This window comes from Bacillus sp. FJAT-28004 (assembly GCF_001280845.1).
In the GTDB taxonomy this organism is placed as follows: Bacteria; Bacillota; Bacilli; order Paenibacillales; family Paenibacillaceae; genus Pristimantibacillus.
On sequence record NZ_LGHP01000001.1, the window covers coordinates 2,482,565 to 2,500,386 of the forward strand.

At 41.9% G+C, this 17,822-nt stretch carries 16 protein-coding genes and 1 riboswitch; of the genes, 11 read left to right on the forward strand and 5 right to left on the reverse strand.

Annotation, left to right across the window (positions count from 1 at the left end; genetic code table 11):
- Nucleotides 1–42 precede the first annotated feature (42 nt).
- Nucleotides 43–921, reverse strand: coding sequence for a LysR family transcriptional regulator (locus tag AC787_RS10610; protein ID WP_054024749.1), 879 nt, complete (start codon nucleotides 919–921; stop codon nucleotides 43–45).
- Between the two features lie 116 nt (nucleotides 922–1,037).
- Between AC787_RS10610 and aroC the strand changes: the two genes are divergently transcribed.
- The 3 genes from aroC (at nucleotide 1,038) to AC787_RS10625 (ending at nucleotide 3,810) form a co-directional block, all read left to right on the forward strand.
- Nucleotides 1,038–2,093, forward strand: coding sequence for a chorismate synthase (aroC, locus tag AC787_RS10615; protein WP_054024750.1), 1,056 nt, complete (start codon nucleotides 1,038–1,040; stop codon nucleotides 2,091–2,093).
- A gap of 45 nt (nucleotides 2,094–2,138) precedes the next feature.
- The gene (locus tag AC787_RS10620) at nucleotides 2,139–3,107 is read left to right on the forward strand and encodes a 2-hydroxyacid dehydrogenase (RefSeq protein WP_054024751.1); all 969 of its coding nucleotides are present in this window, start codon (nucleotides 2,139–2,141) and stop codon (nucleotides 3,105–3,107) included.
- A gap of 88 nt (nucleotides 3,108–3,195) precedes the next feature.
- Nucleotides 3,196–3,810 carry an NAD(P)-dependent oxidoreductase gene (locus AC787_RS10625; RefSeq protein ID WP_054024752.1) on the forward strand — a complete coding sequence of 205 codons (615 nt, stop codon included), beginning with the start codon at nucleotides 3,196–3,198 and terminating at the stop codon, nucleotides 3,808–3,810.
- Between the two features lie 71 nt (nucleotides 3,811–3,881).
- Here the strand turns inward: AC787_RS10625 and AC787_RS10630 are convergent, their stop codons facing one another.
- A complete protein-coding gene (locus AC787_RS10630) occupies nucleotides 3,882–5,933 on the reverse strand; it encodes a molybdopterin-dependent oxidoreductase (RefSeq protein WP_152970616.1) in 2,052 nt (683 codons plus the stop codon).
- Between the two features lie 178 nt (nucleotides 5,934–6,111).
- Nucleotides 6,112–6,222, forward strand: a riboswitch (purine riboswitch).
- 80 nt (nucleotides 6,223–6,302) lie between these two features.
- Between AC787_RS10630 and AC787_RS10635 the strand changes: the two genes are divergently transcribed.
- A complete protein-coding gene (locus tag AC787_RS10635; RefSeq protein WP_054024754.1) occupies nucleotides 6,303–7,244 on the forward strand; it encodes an EamA family transporter in 942 nt (313 codons plus the stop codon).
- A 171-nt stretch (nucleotides 7,245–7,415) separates the two neighbouring features.
- Nucleotides 7,416–8,312, forward strand: coding sequence for an NAD(P)/FAD-dependent oxidoreductase (locus AC787_RS10640; protein WP_054024755.1), 897 nt, complete (start codon nucleotides 7,416–7,418; stop codon nucleotides 8,310–8,312).
- Here the strand turns inward: AC787_RS10640 and AC787_RS10645 are convergent.
- Entirely contained in the window at nucleotides 8,305–8,889 is a 585-nt protein-coding gene (locus AC787_RS10645) for an ATP-dependent Clp protease proteolytic subunit (RefSeq protein ID WP_054024756.1), read from the reverse strand. The two genes, AC787_RS10640 and AC787_RS10645, sit on opposite strands and share 8 nt — an antisense overlap.
- Before the next feature lie 179 nt (nucleotides 8,890–9,068).
- On the opposite strand from AC787_RS10645, the gene AC787_RS10650 reads away from it, so the two are divergent.
- A complete protein-coding gene (locus tag AC787_RS10650) occupies nucleotides 9,069–9,803 on the forward strand; it encodes an RNA polymerase sigma factor (RefSeq protein ID WP_235560948.1) in 735 nt (244 codons plus the stop codon).
- Nucleotides 9,804–9,930: 127 nt separating this feature from the next.
- Nucleotides 9,931–10,710 carry a Cof-type HAD-IIB family hydrolase gene (locus AC787_RS10655; RefSeq protein ID WP_054024758.1) on the forward strand — a complete coding sequence of 260 codons (780 nt, stop codon included), beginning with the start codon at nucleotides 9,931–9,933 and terminating at the stop codon, nucleotides 10,708–10,710.
- An 84-nt stretch (nucleotides 10,711–10,794) separates the two neighbouring features.
- On the opposite strand, the gene AC787_RS10660 is transcribed toward AC787_RS10655, so the two are convergent.
- Nucleotides 10,795–11,304, reverse strand: a complete 510-nt coding sequence (locus tag AC787_RS10660; RefSeq protein ID WP_054024759.1) for a C40 family peptidase — start codon at nucleotides 11,302–11,304, stop codon at nucleotides 10,795–10,797.
- A 615-nt stretch (nucleotides 11,305–11,919) separates the two neighbouring features.
- On the opposite strand from AC787_RS10660, the gene AC787_RS10665 reads away from it, so the two are divergent.
- The 4 genes from AC787_RS10665 (at nucleotide 11,920) to AC787_RS10680 (ending at nucleotide 17,254) form a co-directional block, all read left to right on the forward strand.
- A complete protein-coding gene (locus AC787_RS10665; RefSeq protein WP_054024760.1) occupies nucleotides 11,920–12,186 on the forward strand; it encodes a CD3324 family protein in 267 nt (88 codons plus the stop codon).
- A gap of 210 nt (nucleotides 12,187–12,396) precedes the next feature.
- Nucleotides 12,397–12,762 carry a response regulator transcription factor gene (locus tag AC787_RS10670; protein WP_054024761.1) on the forward strand — a complete coding sequence of 122 codons (366 nt, stop codon included), beginning with the start codon at nucleotides 12,397–12,399 and terminating at the stop codon, nucleotides 12,760–12,762.
- The gene (locus AC787_RS10675) at nucleotides 12,755–15,595 is read left to right on the forward strand and encodes an ATP-binding protein (protein ID WP_054024762.1); all 2,841 of its coding nucleotides are present in this window, start codon (nucleotides 12,755–12,757) and stop codon (nucleotides 15,593–15,595) included. Before AC787_RS10670 ends, AC787_RS10675 begins: the two co-directional genes overlap by 8 nt.
- 18 nt (nucleotides 15,596–15,613) lie before the next feature.
- On the forward strand, nucleotides 15,614–17,254 hold the full coding sequence (locus tag AC787_RS10680; RefSeq protein ID WP_054024763.1) for a diguanylate cyclase: 1,641 nt from the start codon (nucleotides 15,614–15,616) through the stop codon (nucleotides 17,252–17,254).
- 120 nt (nucleotides 17,255–17,374) lie between these two features.
- On the opposite strand, the gene AC787_RS10685 is transcribed toward AC787_RS10680, so the two are convergent.
- Nucleotides 17,375–17,665 (reverse strand): hypothetical protein, encoded by a 291-nt coding sequence (locus tag AC787_RS10685; protein WP_054024764.1) that lies wholly within the window; start codon nucleotides 17,663–17,665, stop codon nucleotides 17,375–17,377.
- Between the last annotated feature and the right edge of the window lie 157 nt (nucleotides 17,666–17,822).

Consider the following 17,822-nt stretch of genomic DNA (forward strand, 5'->3'; position numbering starts at 1 on the left):
GATAATAGGAAGAGCCTCTTGGACGCCGAGAGGCTCTTCTTGTTATTCAAGCAACTCAATAAATCGTTTTGCGATGATGGGAAGTGAGGAATTGCGCCTAGTAGCAAAACCTACGGAGCGTGTAGGAATAGGTTCAATCGTCTGTAATTGAAATAGTTTTTTATTATCCAGTTCTTGATCAACAAACGATTGTGTGACAAAGGCTGCTCCATAACCGCGCATAGCCATTTCAATTAGCATATCCATACTAGAAAGCTCCATATCCGCATCTGGCGTTATTCCTTGTAAAGCAAACCACTGCTCAATAAACAATCTCGTGCTGCTCGCTTCAGATAACAGCAAAAGAGGCAGCTTTGCTAATGTTTGAGCAGTAAAGGGGGTATCAACTAAATGACGATAAGATTCTCCAACCACAAAGCAGTCTTGAATTTCGGTAAGATGCGAGATGACTAGATCATGATCAGAGAGAGGTAAGTGAACAAGACCAATGTCAATTTGACCTGCTAATAGACGGTTGCGTATATCTGACGTTTTTCCTTGGGATAATCGAATGCGCACAGCGGGATGCTCTGCGTGAAAGGTGTCGAGCAGCGGCAGCAGCAAATGCTTGATCACAGGTCCGCTTGCACCAATTCGCAGCTCGCCTGCTGTAAGATTTTTTAGCGCTTGTAACTGCGTTTCACCAGCTTGCAGTATCGTAAACGATTTCTCTACATAGGCGAGTACCTCTATCCCTTCTGGCGTAAGCTTCACGCCCTTGGATAATCGATCAAACAGCTTCACGTCAAGCTGCGCTTCCAATTGTTTAATCGCATAACTGACGGAAGGCTGCGTAATATGCAGTTCTTGTGCTGCTTTTGTCAAATTGCCTAATTTGGCTGTATGAAGAAAAATACGATACCATTCCATATTCATTAACATGATATAGTTCCTCTCTATGACAAGGTTTCGATATTTCGATTTCATTTATTTCACTTTCAAAATTATAATGGACAAATAACGAATGCGTCAAAGCATTCAATCGGGAGGCCTACATTATGGCAGGAAGCACATTTGGGGAAAGCTTTAAAATAACAACATTCGGAGAATCTCACGGAGAAGCAGTAGGCGTCATTGTAGACGGCGTTACACCAGGCGTTGAACTAGATGAGAAATATATTCAAACACAAATGGATCGAAGGAAGCCAGGACAATCCTCTGTCACTACACCGCGCAAAGAATATGATGTCATTCGCATTCTTTCTGGCATGTTCGAAGGAAAAACAACAGGAACTCCACTTTTTATCATGCTGCATAATACAGATATGAAGCCTGATGCGTATAATGATATTCAAAATTCCTTTCGTCCAGGACATGCGGACTATACGTACTTGAAAAAATATGGGATACGTGATCACCGTGGAAGCGGGAGAGCATCGGGAAGAGAGACAGCAGGCCGAGTTGCCGGTGGGGCGGTTGCCCGCAAGCTGTTGGAGAACCGAGGAATAAGTGTTGTTGCCTATTCGAAGGAAATAGGCGGCATTAAATGCGAAAAATACGTGGAAGATGAGATTGAAAAAAATGCGGTGAGAGCTTGCGATCCAGAAGCGGCGGTACGAATGATCGAGAAGATCGAACATTTAGCAGCTATTGGAGACAGCTGCGGCGGAATTGTAGAATGCAGAGTAAGAGGTGTTTTACCCGGAATTGGCGAACCTGTATTTGACAAACTAGATGCAGAGCTAGCGAAAGCGATGCTCTCTATAGGTGCTGTGAAAGGCATAGAGTTTGGAGCAGGTTTTGCTGCAGCTGAGATGTTAGGCAGCGAGCATAATGACGAGATGAGCAAGGATGGTTTTCTAAGCAACAATGCAGGCGGAATTGTCGGCGGCATCAGCACAGGCGAAGAAATCGTCTTTCGTATAGCTGTTAAGCCTACCTCATCGATCTCTTTGCCGCAGCATACGATTGATATTCACGGTCAAGAAAAAATGATCGAGACGATTGGCAGACATGATCCATGTATCTGTCCTCGCATTATTCCAGTTGTAGAAGCGATGGCATGTATCGTAATTGAAGACCTGATCAAGAGACAAGCCGCTATGAATGGATAAATTATGCTATGCTTATAAATGACAAATGCTGAGAGGAGATTGAAAATGAAACCATCAGTTTTCATTGATCGACAGATCCCCGCTGAAGTAGAGGCGTTTATAGCTGAGCACTGTATGATCGACAAATGGGAAGGGAAGACCCCAATTACTCGTCAGCATCTGCTTGAGAAAGTGGCGAGTACGCATGGTTTATTAACAGCAGGAGCAAAAATTGATGAGGAATTAATCGTCCATGCGCCGCAATTGAAAGCAGTAAGCAGTATTAGCGTTGGGTACAATCATTTTGATGTCAAAGCAATGCGTGCAAGCGGAATAATTGGAACGAACACGCCGCATGTACTAAACGATACGGTTGCGGATCTTGCACTTGCACTTATGCTTGGAACCGCAAGGCGAGTTGCGGAGCTGGATCGATACGTAAAGGATGGCAAGTGGAAGACCGGTGATGGAGTCAAGCTGTTCGGGAAAGATGTCCATCACGCTAAGCTAGGCATTATTGGCATGGGACGAATTGGTGAGGCTGTTGCCCGCCGTGCTCGTTTTGGCTTTGAGATGGACGTCGTCTACTATAATCGAAGCCATAAGCCAGATGCGGAAGAGCAGCTAGGTGTTCGTTATTTTGAGTTAAATGACCTGCTTGCTTATTCTGATTTTGTTTTGTTGCTAGCCCCCCTTACGCCTGAGACCGTGAAGCTGATAGGACCCAAAGAGTTTAATTTAATGAAATCATCAGCAATTTTCATCAATATATCTCGAGGTCAAACCGTGGATGAGCAAGCTTTGATCGAAGCTCTTCAAAATGGTACGATTGCAGCAGCTGGCCTTGATGTTTTCGAGAAAGAACCGATCGATGCTGATCATCCTTTTCTGACGATGGATAATGTACTAACCTTGCCTCATATCGGCTCTGCAACATCTGAGACTAGGTTTGATATGGCTATGCTTGCAGCGCAAAATTTAGTCTGTGCTTTAACCGGCCAAACTCCGCCTAACATCGTTGATGAGCTGATATAGCGCTAGACATTTTTATTACTCTTCATTTTGCAAAGTGGCGGTACCCATGATCAACTGAATGAATTCTCGAAGGGAAATCAGTGATAAAATGTCATCTACAAAGCTTTTGCTTGTCGGAGCAACAGGTAAGACCGGTCAATTTATCGGGAGTTACTTAGAAGATAGAAAAGTTCCATTTAAGCGATTCGTAAGACTGTCTGAACAAATGACAAATGACAGCTTTCTTGGAGATATTCGTAGTCAGCAAGATGTTATAGATGCAATGACAGATGCGAGCGGTGTAATTTGTGCGTTAAATACGGAAGGCAACGGAACACTCATCAGCGGTATAACGAATTTGATTACCGCAATGAAGCACTATCAGGTAAAAAGAATCGTTACGATCGGTACAGCCGGCATCTTGCAAAGCGAGCTGCAGCCTGAGCTGCTTAGGTACCAGTCCAGCGAAAACAAACGCGTCCATCATGACGCTGCAAAAGAGCATGAGCAAGTTTATCTGGCACTTGCTAATACCGATATGGACTGGACAATCATCTGTCCTACGAGACTAGTGCAAGAGGAATTACGAGGTGTTTATCGTGTGCGAAAGGACATGCTGCCATCACAGGGTGCATCGATTTCATTTGCGGATACGGCTGAGCTCGCTGTTTCGGAATACTTTAACGGTGATTATGTTCGAGAGCGGGTTGGTATTAGCTATTAATCTTTTTAAAACATGTAAAAACCTGAATTCCTACTTATCATTGGAATTCAGGTTTTTTTAATTGTTATTTTCTAAATTGGATCTACTTTCAAGACTTCAACGCGATTAGAGAAAAAGGTAGCGCCGCCGCCCATATCCGCTAGTCGCTGTGGCGTCAGTGTATTAACAGCTTGATGTCCCTTTTGCTTGTCATCCCACCACAGTCCTTGTGTGACGAGTACACCTGGCAGTACATCCTTACCAACGCGCAGCGTCATTTCAACTTCCCCACGATCGTTGCGTATCTTTACACGTTCTCCGTCAATGAGGCTGAGTGCCTCTGCGTTATCTGCATGCATATGAAGGAGCGGCTCCTTCTCAAGCTTTTGCAGCCGCTCTTGGTTGGCAAAAGTGGAGTTGATGAAGCTGTGATTCGGTCCTGTCATCAGCCAAAATGGATACGTGTCCGGTTCTCGAAGCGGCATATGATCTGGAATAGGAGTCAAGCCGTCAACAAGCATCTTTTCCGAATAGAGCTCAATTTTACCAGAAGGAGTTGGAATGATTGAGGTATAGGAAGGGAGTGCATTACCGCCAGCCTTCATCCATGTATTAGCTTTAAGCTCCTCGAATGTAATCCCTTTGAGAAGAGGGTTATTCTCGCTATCCAGCGCATCACGAATCATTTTCTCCTCAGAAATGTCAAATATATGACGCTCAAAACCAAGCATAAGCGCTAACTCCTTAAAGAGAGTAAAGTTAGATTTGCATTCACCCATCGGTTCCATGATCGGTTCGTGAAGCTGCAAGTAGAGATGCCAATAGGAGGTGTACAAATCTAAATTCTCAAAATGCGAAGTTGCAGGCAATACAATATCTGAATATTTGCAGGTATCTGTTAGAAACAAATCATGTGTAACGGTAAATAGATCTTCACGCGCAAGCCCCTCGCGCACACGGTTCTGATCTGGAGCTACGACAGCTGGATTGCTGTTATAAACGAACAGCATCTTTACTGGAGGAGCTGCATCTAGAAGGGCTTCCCCAAGTTGATTCATGCTGATCGTACGGACTTCAGGGTCTGGCATTGTATCAGGGCGCTCAACTTTGTTAGCATTAAGCCGCGAATACCAGCTGTTGCCTTTCATTGCTCCGCCCCCGCGAACATTCCATTGGCCAGTCAAGGCAGGCAAACATGATATGGTGCGAACAATCATTCCTCCATTGTCATGATGCTGAAGCCCATTGCCAATTCGAATAAAAGAAGGGGTGGTTGCTCCATAAAGCTTGCCTAGCTCCTCAACCTCTGCTGCTGGTACGCCGGTTATGGATTCCACTCGTTCAGGTGTGTATTCAGCAGCTTGTTTAGCAAGATCTTCATAGCCGAGTGTGAACTGTTCGAGAAAAGTTTGATCAGTTAACCCATCACGAATGATGACATGCATCATCCCTAGTGCTAGAGCTGCATCCGTTCCCGGTCGCAAATGAATGAACCGATCAGCCCAAGCTGAGGTCCGGTTGCGATGAACATCGATATGAATGACCTTTGCTCCGTTTTTCCGAGCTTCTGTCGCCAGCATCGTCTGATGCATATTGGTTGAGACTAAATTGCAGCCCCATATGAGAAACAGCTTCGTATGTACCGTATCTTCCGGATCAATGCCTTTGGATGCGCCCATCGTATACGCGTAGCCCGTTGATCCAGCAGCGTTGCATATCGCACGATCAAGCTGACTCGCTCCAAGGCGATGAAAGAAGCGTCGATCCATTCCTTCTGCATTAAGAACGCCCATGTTTCCGTAAAAACTGTAAGGCAAAATAGCGCTCGCGCCATGCTCGGAAATGATCCTCTTCATCCGTGATGCAATTTCCTCATAGGCTTCTTCCCAAGATATTCGTTTAAAGGAGTGCTCGCCCTTAGGTCCAATGCGACGAAGAGGGTAGAGCAGCCTTTCTGGATGATAGACACGATCATTTAATTGTCTTACTTTATTACAAATGGCTCCTTGGGTTACCGGGTGCTCCGAATCACCTGTTATTTTAGTTATTTTGCCTTCCTCAAAGGTGACGCTGAGACCGCAAGTATCAGGGCAATCAAAGGGACAAACCGATTTTACAGTTCCATTTATTACGGATTTGCTCATATTCATTTCACTCCATATAACAACCATATTCATGTCGTATTATCATAGCATACTCGTAGGAAGCATAGGGGGCGAAACTTGAAAAAAGGCATATGAAATCTGTCCATTTTCCGTACTTCCATTTTATTATCTATTGACAGTACATTTCTTGTCATGTAATATTCAATGTGCTTAAGACGTATTCCACAACTAAATAATTCGTATAACCTCACGGAGTTACAGCTTGAATAGGGTGAGGGTTTCTACGGGGAGCCTTAACTTCCTAACTACGAATATGCGATCAATAAACATTGATCCTATATTCGCAGTTGGGATTTTTTTATGCGTAAAAACATTGATTTGAAATTTTCATGAGGGGGAATCATACAGATGAAGTATATTTTTTCGGTTTTTCTAGGTGCCGCAAGCTACGGCATTTTGTCCACCATCGTTGTTCTTGCTTATGGTCGCGGCTATGAGCTTGGTGAAGTTGTAGGTAGTCAATTATTAACAGGTTTTTTACTCGCTTGGATACTCACATTCTTTATGAAATGGCGTGAAAAGCGCAGCAAAGGATCAAATAATCATGGAAAAGCTAATGCACCTATTCGCACGAGCAGCATGACTTGGAAACAACGTTTCATCCTAATGGCAGCTGGAACCCCAACAGCCATTACAGGTTTACTGTATTACCAATCTCTACGCTATATTCCAGCATCGCTTGCGATTATATTGCTATTTCAATTCACATGGATTGGTGTATTAATACAAGCCGTAGGTCATCGGAAACGTCCGAACGGCATTATGTTTTTTACGATCGCGATCTTATTTGGCGGTACCTTGCTTGCAGCAGGCATCATCGAGCAGGGAACAGGACAGTTCAATATAATGGGAGTCGTTCTTGGCCTTTTATCTGCAGTAAGCTATTCACTATTTATTCTCTTTAGCGGAAAAGCGGTACCATCCGTACATCCGGCATATCGAAGCGCATGGATGATTACCGGAGGCATGGTGCTTGTATTTATTTTATTCCCTCCCACGTTTTTGTTTAATGGACTAATTTTGGGTGATCTGATGCTTTACGGTTTCTTACTTGGCATGTTTGGCGCTTTTATTCCACCGGTGTTATTTGCAATCGGAGTGCCGCATGTTGGCGAGGGGATGGCGGGAATATTGGGCGCATCTGAGCTGCCTGTCGCTGTATTGCTATCATCCTTCGTTCTAAATGAGCATGTCAGCGCCTTGCAATGGGCCGGTGTCATTGTAGTATTAATAGGTATTTCGCTTCCTGAGCTGATCAAGGTTAAGCGAAGGAGATTAAGCGTACAGTAAATGGTTGAAATAGAAGCCAGCTGCCTTGGACAAGAGCAGTTGGCTTCTTTTTCAATATATGCTACTTCAAAGCTTCATTCATTACTTCCTTGTATAAGTGGGCAGCCAAATATTAATAATAAATAATCAACTGATTTTTTGTACATTATTCCTTTTACCAGGAGGCATTCGATGATCTATGATTGTGTAATTGTAGGCGGTGGCATTGCTGGTTTGCAGGCTGCCATACAATTAGGAAGATATCGCCATCACGTTGCGATTATCGATTCCGGTAATGGAAGATCTTCAATATGCAGAAGCTATCATAATTTAATCGGTTTTCCAGACGGCATTAGCGGAGCGGAGCTTCGTCTTGCAGGGAAAAGACAAGCAGAACAGCTTGGCATCGAATTCTTTCAAGCTGAAGTCATACAAGCGGAAATAGTTAGCGATGGCTTCCATTTAAAAACCTCTAATAATGAAAGCTACCATGGAAAGAAGCTGCTTATTGCAACAGGCGTGAAGGACCGTCTCCCGGATTTGGAAATGCTGATACCATGTATGGGAACAAGCGTCTATGTTTGCCCGGATTGTGACGGTTACGAAGTGAGAAATCAGCCTACACTTGTTCTTGGTGCTGGAAATGCAGGAGCTCAAATGGCGCTAACTTTAACACATTGGACGGAGGAGCTCATTTATATTAATCATGAGCTCTCTCCAATTGAAGATGAACTAATTGTTAAGCTCGCCGAAAAAGGCATCCAATATATCGATCAGGCCATTCATACCGTTCTTACCGAACGGGATCAATTTATTGGTGTAATACTAGCTGACGGGTCATCTATTTATCGTAAGCGATGTTTTGTTGCTTTCGGCGGCAATGAGGTTCGTTCCTCGATTGCCAAGCAGCTTGGGGTTCAGGTAATGGAAAACAATCATATTGTCGTTGATCCGCGTACAAAGCTCACAAGTGTCAAAGACATATGGGCCGCCGGTGACGTCACTGCGCACTCGGAGATGATGACTATTGCGATGGGTGACGGCAGCCAAGCGGCGATTTGGATTCATAAGAGTTTATTATCTACATAGAGGTGATGACTTTGTCGATAATTCCGTATTCCAAAGCCTCCTCTGATGACATATAATAATCACGATCCATATCCTTTTCGATTTTTTCTAAAGGCTGCCCAGTTCTTTCAGCACTAATCCGATTTAATTTGGAGCGTATGTTCAAAATACGATTTGCGCTTATCGCGATATCGCTGGCTTGCCCTTGTACGCCGCCATGAGGCTGATGTATCATAATTTCGCTATTTGGAAGCGCAGCACGATGTCCTTTCTCACCAGCAAGGAGAAGTATTGCTGCAAAGGACGCAGCGAATCCCGTACAAATGGTGTGTACTGGAGCCTTTACAAATTGCATGGTGTCGAGAATGGCGAACCCGGCAGAAGTGGAGCCGCCTGGACTATTGATATACATGGAGATTTCTTTCTCTGAATCCTCCGCGGTTAGAAATAATAATTGAGCGACGATGCTATTGGCGACAATATCGTCTATAGCAGAGCCTAAGAAAATGATTCGATCCTTCAACAATCTGGAATAAATATCGTAAGATCTTTCACCTCGACTTGATTGTTCGACTACATAAGGAACATAATTACTCATCGTGTTTTACCTCCATATTGATGTTTTTGATTTCGATTTGTAAACGAATAGGAGGCAAAAAAAGATACGGCTCTATTTTTTTTGAGGGAAGCGTATCTTTTTTACTAATTCATTCGTTTACTTCAGTAAGGATGTTCTCCTTTTATGATGAAAAGAGAGGTAAATGCCGAGGAGGTAGCATGATGAATGAAATGAAATCTTTACCCCATACAGAAATGAAAAACGCAGAGACAGATCTCGATCAGCTTCAAACCGTCCTTCAACGGTATTGTTTGTTTCTAACAAGGTCACCCTGGGATGCGGAGGATTTAGCGCAGGATACCTGGCTAAAAGGCTTGCGTGCCGCTGTGGATTCAAATCACAATAATCCTGAAGCTTTATTGCTGCGTATTGCCAAAAATACTTGGATTGATCAGCTTAGAAGAAGAAATCAATATCATCTACTCGTCCAGCAGGCGAGGCCTTTGGAAATTGCATCATATTCAAGCAGCCTTGATCATGAAGAGGCTTTGTACGCGCTCATGCTTCATTTAACACCTGTGCAACGAACCGTATTTCTTTTGCGAGATGTGCTTAATTTTTCGATAGAGGAGACAGCAGAACGGCTGAATTCGACGACCGGCGCAATCAAAGCGGCTCTACACCGAGCTCGTGAAGCCCTGCATGCGGTAAGAAGGGAATTAAAGGCTGAGGCAGTAATTTTACCAGAAGATGAGCATATGAGAACCTTTTTAAGAGCAATGGCAGTCGCCTATCAGACTGGGGATTTAGCGCTTCTAGTCGAGCTTTCACAGCGTGATATTACTGAGGCGCCAATTATTGTGGGAATTGCTCAGAACAATAAACATAAAGCCTCAAGAAGTGGGCCTCGTCTATTTGCTAACAACACAATACATGCGCAAATGGCTGCATAAGCAATGACCAAAGGAATAAACCGAAGCCATTGGGCGTCGGTTTATTTGGTGTATGCAGCAAGGCGCAGATAATTGAGAAATAGGCTATAATAGAGAAATAGTACATGGAGGATTGAGGCAAACTATAATGACACGAAAGCTAATTTTTTTTGATATAGACGGTACTTTGGTTGATCATGAGAAGAAAATACCGCCCTCAACGCAGCAAGCGATTGAGGAATTGAAAGCGGCAGGGCATGAAATCGTTATTGCGACAGGCAGGGGCCCTTTTATGTTGAAACCTGTGAGCGAACAATTAAACATAGAATCCTATGTTTGCTTTAACGGCTCGTATGTCGTCTACAATGGAGAAGTCGTATATAGTCATACGATTAATCCCGACCGACTTGCAGAGCTTACTCAAATTACTTTAAATAATAATCATCCTTTAGTGTATATGACGCCGGAGGGCATGCGCTCCAGCACACATGAAACCGCTTATTTAGAGGATACCAACGAACCGTTAAAGATGAAGCTCCCACCTATGGAACCCGATTATTATGTAGGAAAAGAAATATATCAGTGTCTCCTTTATTGCAAGCAAGAAGATGAAGGCTGCTACAAACAAAATTTCTCTGAGCTTGGCTTTATTCGTTGGCATCTGTTTGGAAGTGACATTTTACCGCCAGGTGGTTCAAAGGCAAAAGGAATTCATGCTCTCGTCGAGCGAGCGGGATTTGACCGTGAAAACATTTATGCGTTTGGTGATGGTTTAAACGATCTTGAGATGCTGCAATACGTATATCATAGTGTTGCAATGGGGAATGCATCCGAAGAAGTGAAACAAGCAGCTCGTTATGTAACAAAAGATGTAACAGAGGATGGCATTATGTATGGTCTGCGAATGCTGGGGCTGTTAAAAGAATAGCAGGAACTTGCCTCGCCGCCCCTATGAGAGTGTAAAAGAAGAAAAGGCTGATCTCCAGATTAGAGATCAGCCTCTTCTTATTCACTATCTGATAACGCGTCTTGCTGTTTTATAAGTCTTGTCCCAAGTGCTGCCAGAGAACTTGGAGATCGTAACGCCCAATCCTACTTTGTAAGTGTGAAGGAGTTTATCATTGCCGATATATATGCTTACGTGATTAATGACGCCATCACGATTTGTGTCTGAGAAAACAAGATCACCTGGTTTAAGATTTCTCTTCGATACATAAACGCCTGATTTAGCTTGTTGTTTAGAAGATCTCGGAAGACTAATTCCATTTCTCTTAAATACGTATTGCGTGAATGAAGAGCAATCAAACGCGCTTGTGATACCTGATTTTGCGCCAAATTGATATTTAACGCCTAAATATCTTTTTCCAGTAGCAACTACGCTATTTGCTTTGGACGTTTTTGATACAGTAGCTGCGCTTGCTTCTTGTGGCGCTATGACAGGAACGCTGGCAATGGCAATGGATAAGCTGATTCCAATACCTGCGATAAGTCTACTAATCTTTTTGTTCTTTGTGTTATTCATGATGTGATGTTCCTCCTTGGATGTGGGTTGTCTGTGTGATGAACTAGAAATACCATAACATAGAATTTAAACCCACTAATTACCTATGAGGAAGCAAACCCTTGCTGCTGCTGCTTAAAATCACATTTATTAAAAAGTGATGATAAAATACTCACTTTTTATCACTTGACAGTCGTCATTTTGGTAAAGTTCTTTTATAAGTGTTCTTACACTATCCACATACTGGATAAGCGATATATACTGATGAAGTCGGGCCGACAAATCTTGAAGAAAGGAGCTGATCAATTTGATTAACAACCTGGAGGTGATCTCCGTTTAAACGGAGATCACTCATTAGAAGGAGACCGCAAGGTCTCCTTTTTACTTTTATAATTGTTCGTAATATTTTTAATGGAATAATTGTTAAACATTTCTTGTCATCTGAAAATGCTTACAATATAATTAAGAAAGTGCAACATGAAAGAAGTTCAAGTGGAAGGAATAACATCCATGGCTTTTATGGCTTGCAAAAAAAATCTGGCATTACCAAAAATCGAAAGGAGGCAGCAAAAATGTTGATTAATACCGCTACAAATAACCTTAAAAAGATTAGCTTGTTCGAGGAGGACATTTATTGTGAACTACAAAAATGGGAGAGACGTGCTTCCCCCTAGCTTATTGCAAGAGCTGCAAAAATACATTCAAGGTGATCTGATCTATGTGCCAAAGCTTGCGGAGAAGCGTGCGCATTGGGGTGAGGTAAGCGGTACTCGAAAACTGCTTGCCGAGCGAAATAAGGAGATTTACCTTTACTATTCGAATGGTTGGACTGTTGCTGATCTAGAACGGAAATATCATTTATCGTGCGAAAGCATTCGTAAGATAATTGTCAAATCACGATAATGATAAAATATTAAAAAAAAGCAGACTGCTTCAAGCATCTGCTTTTTTTGTTGTCATTATTGAGAATTTAGAGAATTTAGTAGGATTGACAAAACAAAGACAATACTTTGAAAGGGATTTTTTTTGTCGAACGTCGAATGTTTAATGAATGTCTTTTGACATATCATGTCGAATCATTAAAAGAACTAATGGCAGTGGAGGATAAAGAAAATGAAAACACTATTAATTGCAGAAGATGAGCCGGTTCTGCGCATGCTTATTATGGATACGCTTGAAGATGAAGGTTATGCTCTCGAAGAAGCGGCTGATGGGGAAGAAGCTTTACAAAAAATTATGGAGACTGACTTTGATTTAATTATTCTAGACTACATGATGCCAAAGATGACCGGTATCGAAGTCATTGAGAAAACAAGGTTGCTCGGTAATCGTCAGCATTCAAGTATTCTTATGTTGTCTGCGAAGAGCCAACAGTCTGAACAGGAAAAAGTGCTGCTCGCTGGAGCAGATGGCTTTATGTCCAAGCCCTTTAGCCCACTAGAGCTTATTGATAAGGTAGAGGAGATGCTACGTGCGTAAGCTGCGTCTCTTTTATAAAAAACGAATTACACGACAGTTCGTAGTAATGATGGTTCTCGCTTTATCGCTTATTCTTGTTGGGGCTGTATCCGTGCTGATAAGTTCGGTTATCACATTAAAAAATTATGAAGCAGAAACGGTTCAGTTGAGGGAGAAGCAAGAGGTTGTCGCGCAAATTGCTGATCATTCCAAAGAACTTATTTTAAGAGCCCGCGGCTACTATGTATTTTTGTCAGATTTCGAATATAAGCAAATTTTTTCAGAGAAGGAACTTTTGAACCAATCTTTAGAAAAAATCAAAACTTATCCGATAAATTCGACGGAACAAGAAGTGATGAATAATATTGAAACCTTTTTCATCAATTTCTTTGACAACACATTACCTAAAGCTATTGAATTTTCCAAGGCTCAAGATTATGAAGCGCTTCGAGTACTTATACCAGCTGGCGAGGATAACCCTGTTAATAAACTAATTGACTATTCACGTGACTTTGAGCAACAAGTACAACTGCTTTCTGAGCAAAAAAATGATCAACTGTTTCGTAGTTTGTCACTTCAAGCCATTTTATTAATTGCTTACATAATCCTTATCTTGATTATATCTTCATTTATTACGAGAAAAGTTGCCAGAGATATTGGCGTGCCGCTCATGAGGTTGACGATCCAAGCACGTCAGTTTGCTAATGGTGAATATTCTGAGTTAGAGGATCTGTCCAGAGAAGATGAACTTGGCGAGCTAGCGCGAACATTTAAGAAAATGATGACCCAAATCCAGAGTAAGGAAGAGGAACTTCTAGCTCAGAACGAAGAGCTTATTGCACAGCAGGATGAGCTGCAGGCTCAACAAGAGGAGCTTCAAGTTGCTGTTGAATTAATGGAGCAGAATGAGAAATATTTGGAGAAGCGCAACCAGCTTGTGCAATCTCTCTCTAACACACTCGATAAACAAGAGCTTTTGCAAAGCATCATAAACAATATTGTAGCCATAACCGATTCCGATAAAGGCTTAATTGTTATGATGAATAGGGAGCATGATTACGCATCCGTCGGTATTTCCGATGCCTCAGCGAATCAATTTATTGAGCAAATGGAAGATGGAATCGTATTACGTGCATCACAGACCAAACAAGCATACAGTATGATTCGTGAATGTACTTTTGGAGAAAAGGGATATCACGAATCGTCTATGAGAGCAACCGATCTTATTTTGCCTATTTTGAATGCAACTGAAGAAATGGTAGCCTGTTTAATCATAACGAAGGTTAATCGTTCGATTACTAAGCAAGAGGAAGAAGAGATCGTTGGCATGATGACGCAAATATCATTAGCCTTCGATAAATTACATTTGTACGAGCTGTCGGAGAAGCAACGATTAATGACTGGAGATATACTGAACACGATTCAGGAAGGTATACAATTGCTGGATTTGGACGGAAGCACACTTCAAATTAATAACAAAATGGCAGAGATATTCGGATTTTTCCACCAAGATATAGGGATGACCAATATGTCTTTTGAGCAATTCAAAGGGTTTGTCCAATCTTCCGTTGTTGAATCTGAACCGTTAATTCAATTTATGAATGGGCTCATTTCACATGGCCATTATAATGGTTTGCGTGCCATGAACTATGAAATAGTTGAACCAGAAAGAAAATTCATTCAAATTTATTGCGAACCCTTGTACCGTAATGGTCTACAATTCGGGTTATTGCTCGTTCATCGGGACATCACGAAGGAGTATGAGGTTGACCGGATGAAATCGGAGTTTGTAAGTACGGTTAGCCATGAGCTGCGGACGCCTCTTGCAAGTGTCCTTGGATTCGCAGAGCTGCTGCTTCACCGTGAACTGAAACCAGAACGCCAGCGGAAATATGTGTCGACTATTTATCAGGAAGCAAGAAGATTAACGACGTTAATTAATGATTTTCTTGATTTGCAAAGAATGGAATCTGGTAAACAAACCTATGAAATGAAAAGCACATCGTTAACGCCATTAATTAAAGAGGCCATCGAAATGCAGCAAATGCCTACAAGTATTCATCAAATAACGTGGCAGAATGATGCACAAGAAGCTGTCGTAATTGCTGACAGAGATAAAATGCTGCAGGTATTCATTAATTTGCTGAGCAACGCGATTAAATACTCACCAAATGGTGGGCAAATCACATTATTTAGCACCATTAATAATGGCATGATCGTCATACGTTTAGAAGATCAGGGACTTGGCATACCAAAGGATGCGCTGCCTAATCTCTTTAACAAGTTTTATCGGGTCGATAATTCAGACCGCAGGGAAATTGGCGGGACAGGTTTAGGTTTAGCTATCGTCAAGGAAATTATTACAAGGCATGACGGTAAAATAGACGTTTATTCTGAGTTTGGACATGGAAGTACCTTTATCGTTACATTACCACTTGCTAAGCAGCAAGAACGGATACAAAGCGATGATACGAAGGAAATCACGTCTCCTGAAACATCCATTCAAGTCATGCTCATTGAAAACGACCTTAACTTATCTACCTTGCTCCGAGACGAGCTTAGGTCTAATGGATATCATGTTCACCTGTTCACAGAGGGCGGGTTGGCTATAAAAGCAATTGAACAGTTGAAACCAGATATCGTGGTCATAGATCTTATGTTGGAATCTGGGATTTCCGGCTGGGATATTATTAGCAAAATCAAAAAGTCTGATTTATTGCTAAATATGCCAATCATCATATCGAGCGCTTTCGAAGAGAAAGAAAAAGCGGCACAATGGGGAATTAATGAATTCCTTGTGAAACCATATATGCCTGGCAGACTAAGTGCAGCAATTTCTCGCATGCTGCGATAATTGGGGGAGCCCATTATAATGAAGACGGAAAAATATAAACAATTGATCCAACAGCGCATTACACAGACAATCGATGATTGGTCCAATCAAACGACAGTTGAGGAGCAGGAAATACATCGATTTTTCCATAATCTTAAAGGGACAAGCGGTACGATTGGATTGTATGAGATCGAAAAATTCTCGGAATTTAAAGAACAATTGTTTTCCGAAAAAAGCAAAAAAGCGTATATCCGCGAGGAATGGTCCAAGCATTTGCTTCCTTTGACGGACATGTTTCCTCAGGTACTGCAGCTATTGGGCGGACTCGAAAATGCTAGTGATGATCAAACCGATTCCCAAGATGAGAACTCACACAATCAAAATCGTGTACTTGTAATCGATGATGATGTTGATTTCGTTACCTATGTAAAAGAAGTATTAGAAAAAAATGATTATCCGGTAAGCATTGCCCTAAATGCTGAGCGCGGTTTAAAGCTGTTTTACGAATGGAAGCCGAGTCTCATTCTTCTTGATATTGTATTGCCTGATCAAAGCGGCATGTATGTCCTTAATCAAATCGTTGATAAGGCCAAGCAGCAGCATATTCCGATTATTATGGTCAGCGGGAATGTTTCAGTCGAGAATCAAGTTAACGCCTATCGATCCGGAGCGATGGACTTCCTTGCCAAGCCGTTTGATGTCGAGTTATTGACGGCTCTCATTGATAATCGATTTGCCCTGAAGATGGACTGGGAACGCTCGATTATAATCGATGAGCTAACAGGCGCTTACAATCGCAAGCATTTCAACCAAATGATGCGGCAGCAAATTGACAGCTTTAAGCGATCAAACGATATTTTCTCATTGGTCATGATTGATTTGGATTATTTCAAACTTGTAAATGATACATATGGTCATCTTCAAGGGGATGAGGTGCTGCAAGCCTTTGTAGCTACTTCGCAAAATATGATTCGACCAAAAGATATTTTATGTCGATATGGCGGAGAGGAATTTGCTTTGATTCTTCCGAATACGGATGCGGTTCAAGCCGCTTTCCTTATGGAACGTCTGCGCACGAAGTTTAATGCCATTAATTTTCAAACGACTGATACAAACTTCCAGGTTACATTTTCGTCAGGGATAACGGAAATAACTGAACTTAATAGCCATTCTGCTACTCTTGTAGACGAGGCGGATCAAGCATTATACAGCGGAAAGCGTGGCGGTAGAAATCAAACCGTTGTGTATTCCAAAGAGTTAAACCATTGTAAAAATGAATCGATTCTAAACATAATCGTAGTTGATGATGATCCATTAATCCGAGAAATTATTATCAATCGTTTCTTTAATTGGAAACCAACGAATCATACAAAGGTAAAAGCAGAAGGATTTGCAGACGGTAGAACGTTTTTATCATCCAACTGGTACAAAGAGAGTGAGAAGTTTATTATACTGCTCGATGGCTCCATGCCAGATTTGGACGGGTTAGAGGTATTGCGAGAGCTGCGCCTTAATTATCCTGAACAGCAGCTATTAATCGTTATGCTGACGGCTCGCAATAATACGTCAGATATCGTAAATGCGCTTCAAATCGGTGCAGATGATTACGTCGTTAAGCCATTTCATATGCAGGAGCTCGTGCTGCGTATCGAGCGATTGGCTAGTCGAATAGTTAACTAGATTAATGAATAGCAAAAAAAATCGCGCTTCTCAACGAAGCGCGATTTTTTTTAGTAAAGCTTATGAATACAGGTTTGCATTTCTTATTCGAGAAGAGTATGGATTGAAAAAAGATCTGAATCAACGATGGATGGCAGCTGGCAAATCCACTACGGTCTGAGGATATTTATAGTCGTTTTGATAACAGTTCGTATCCGAATCGTAAGTCGATTGCGAAAGCTTGTGTGAGACTGAGAATATAGGGAGTTTCGGATTGACGTGCAAGGAAGACTCATAAAAAGAGCATCGATCAAAATTGAAGTCTAGTGTTGTAATAATGATGACGCAGTTCGTAAAGGTACACCCGATAAAGCTAAATCCGTCAAAAGCAATCGTTTCATTCGTAAAATGCTCATTCGAAATTGTATGCATAATCAGCGCTCCTATTCTGTGGTGGGACAACCTAATTGCAAGTCTATCAGATTCGTGATGTGATGTTTGTCGGTTGATGCATGTTAAATATAATAATTAACGACATAAATAGCGCTTCTTCAAAAATACAAAAAAACGCACCCCTAGATGAACTTTC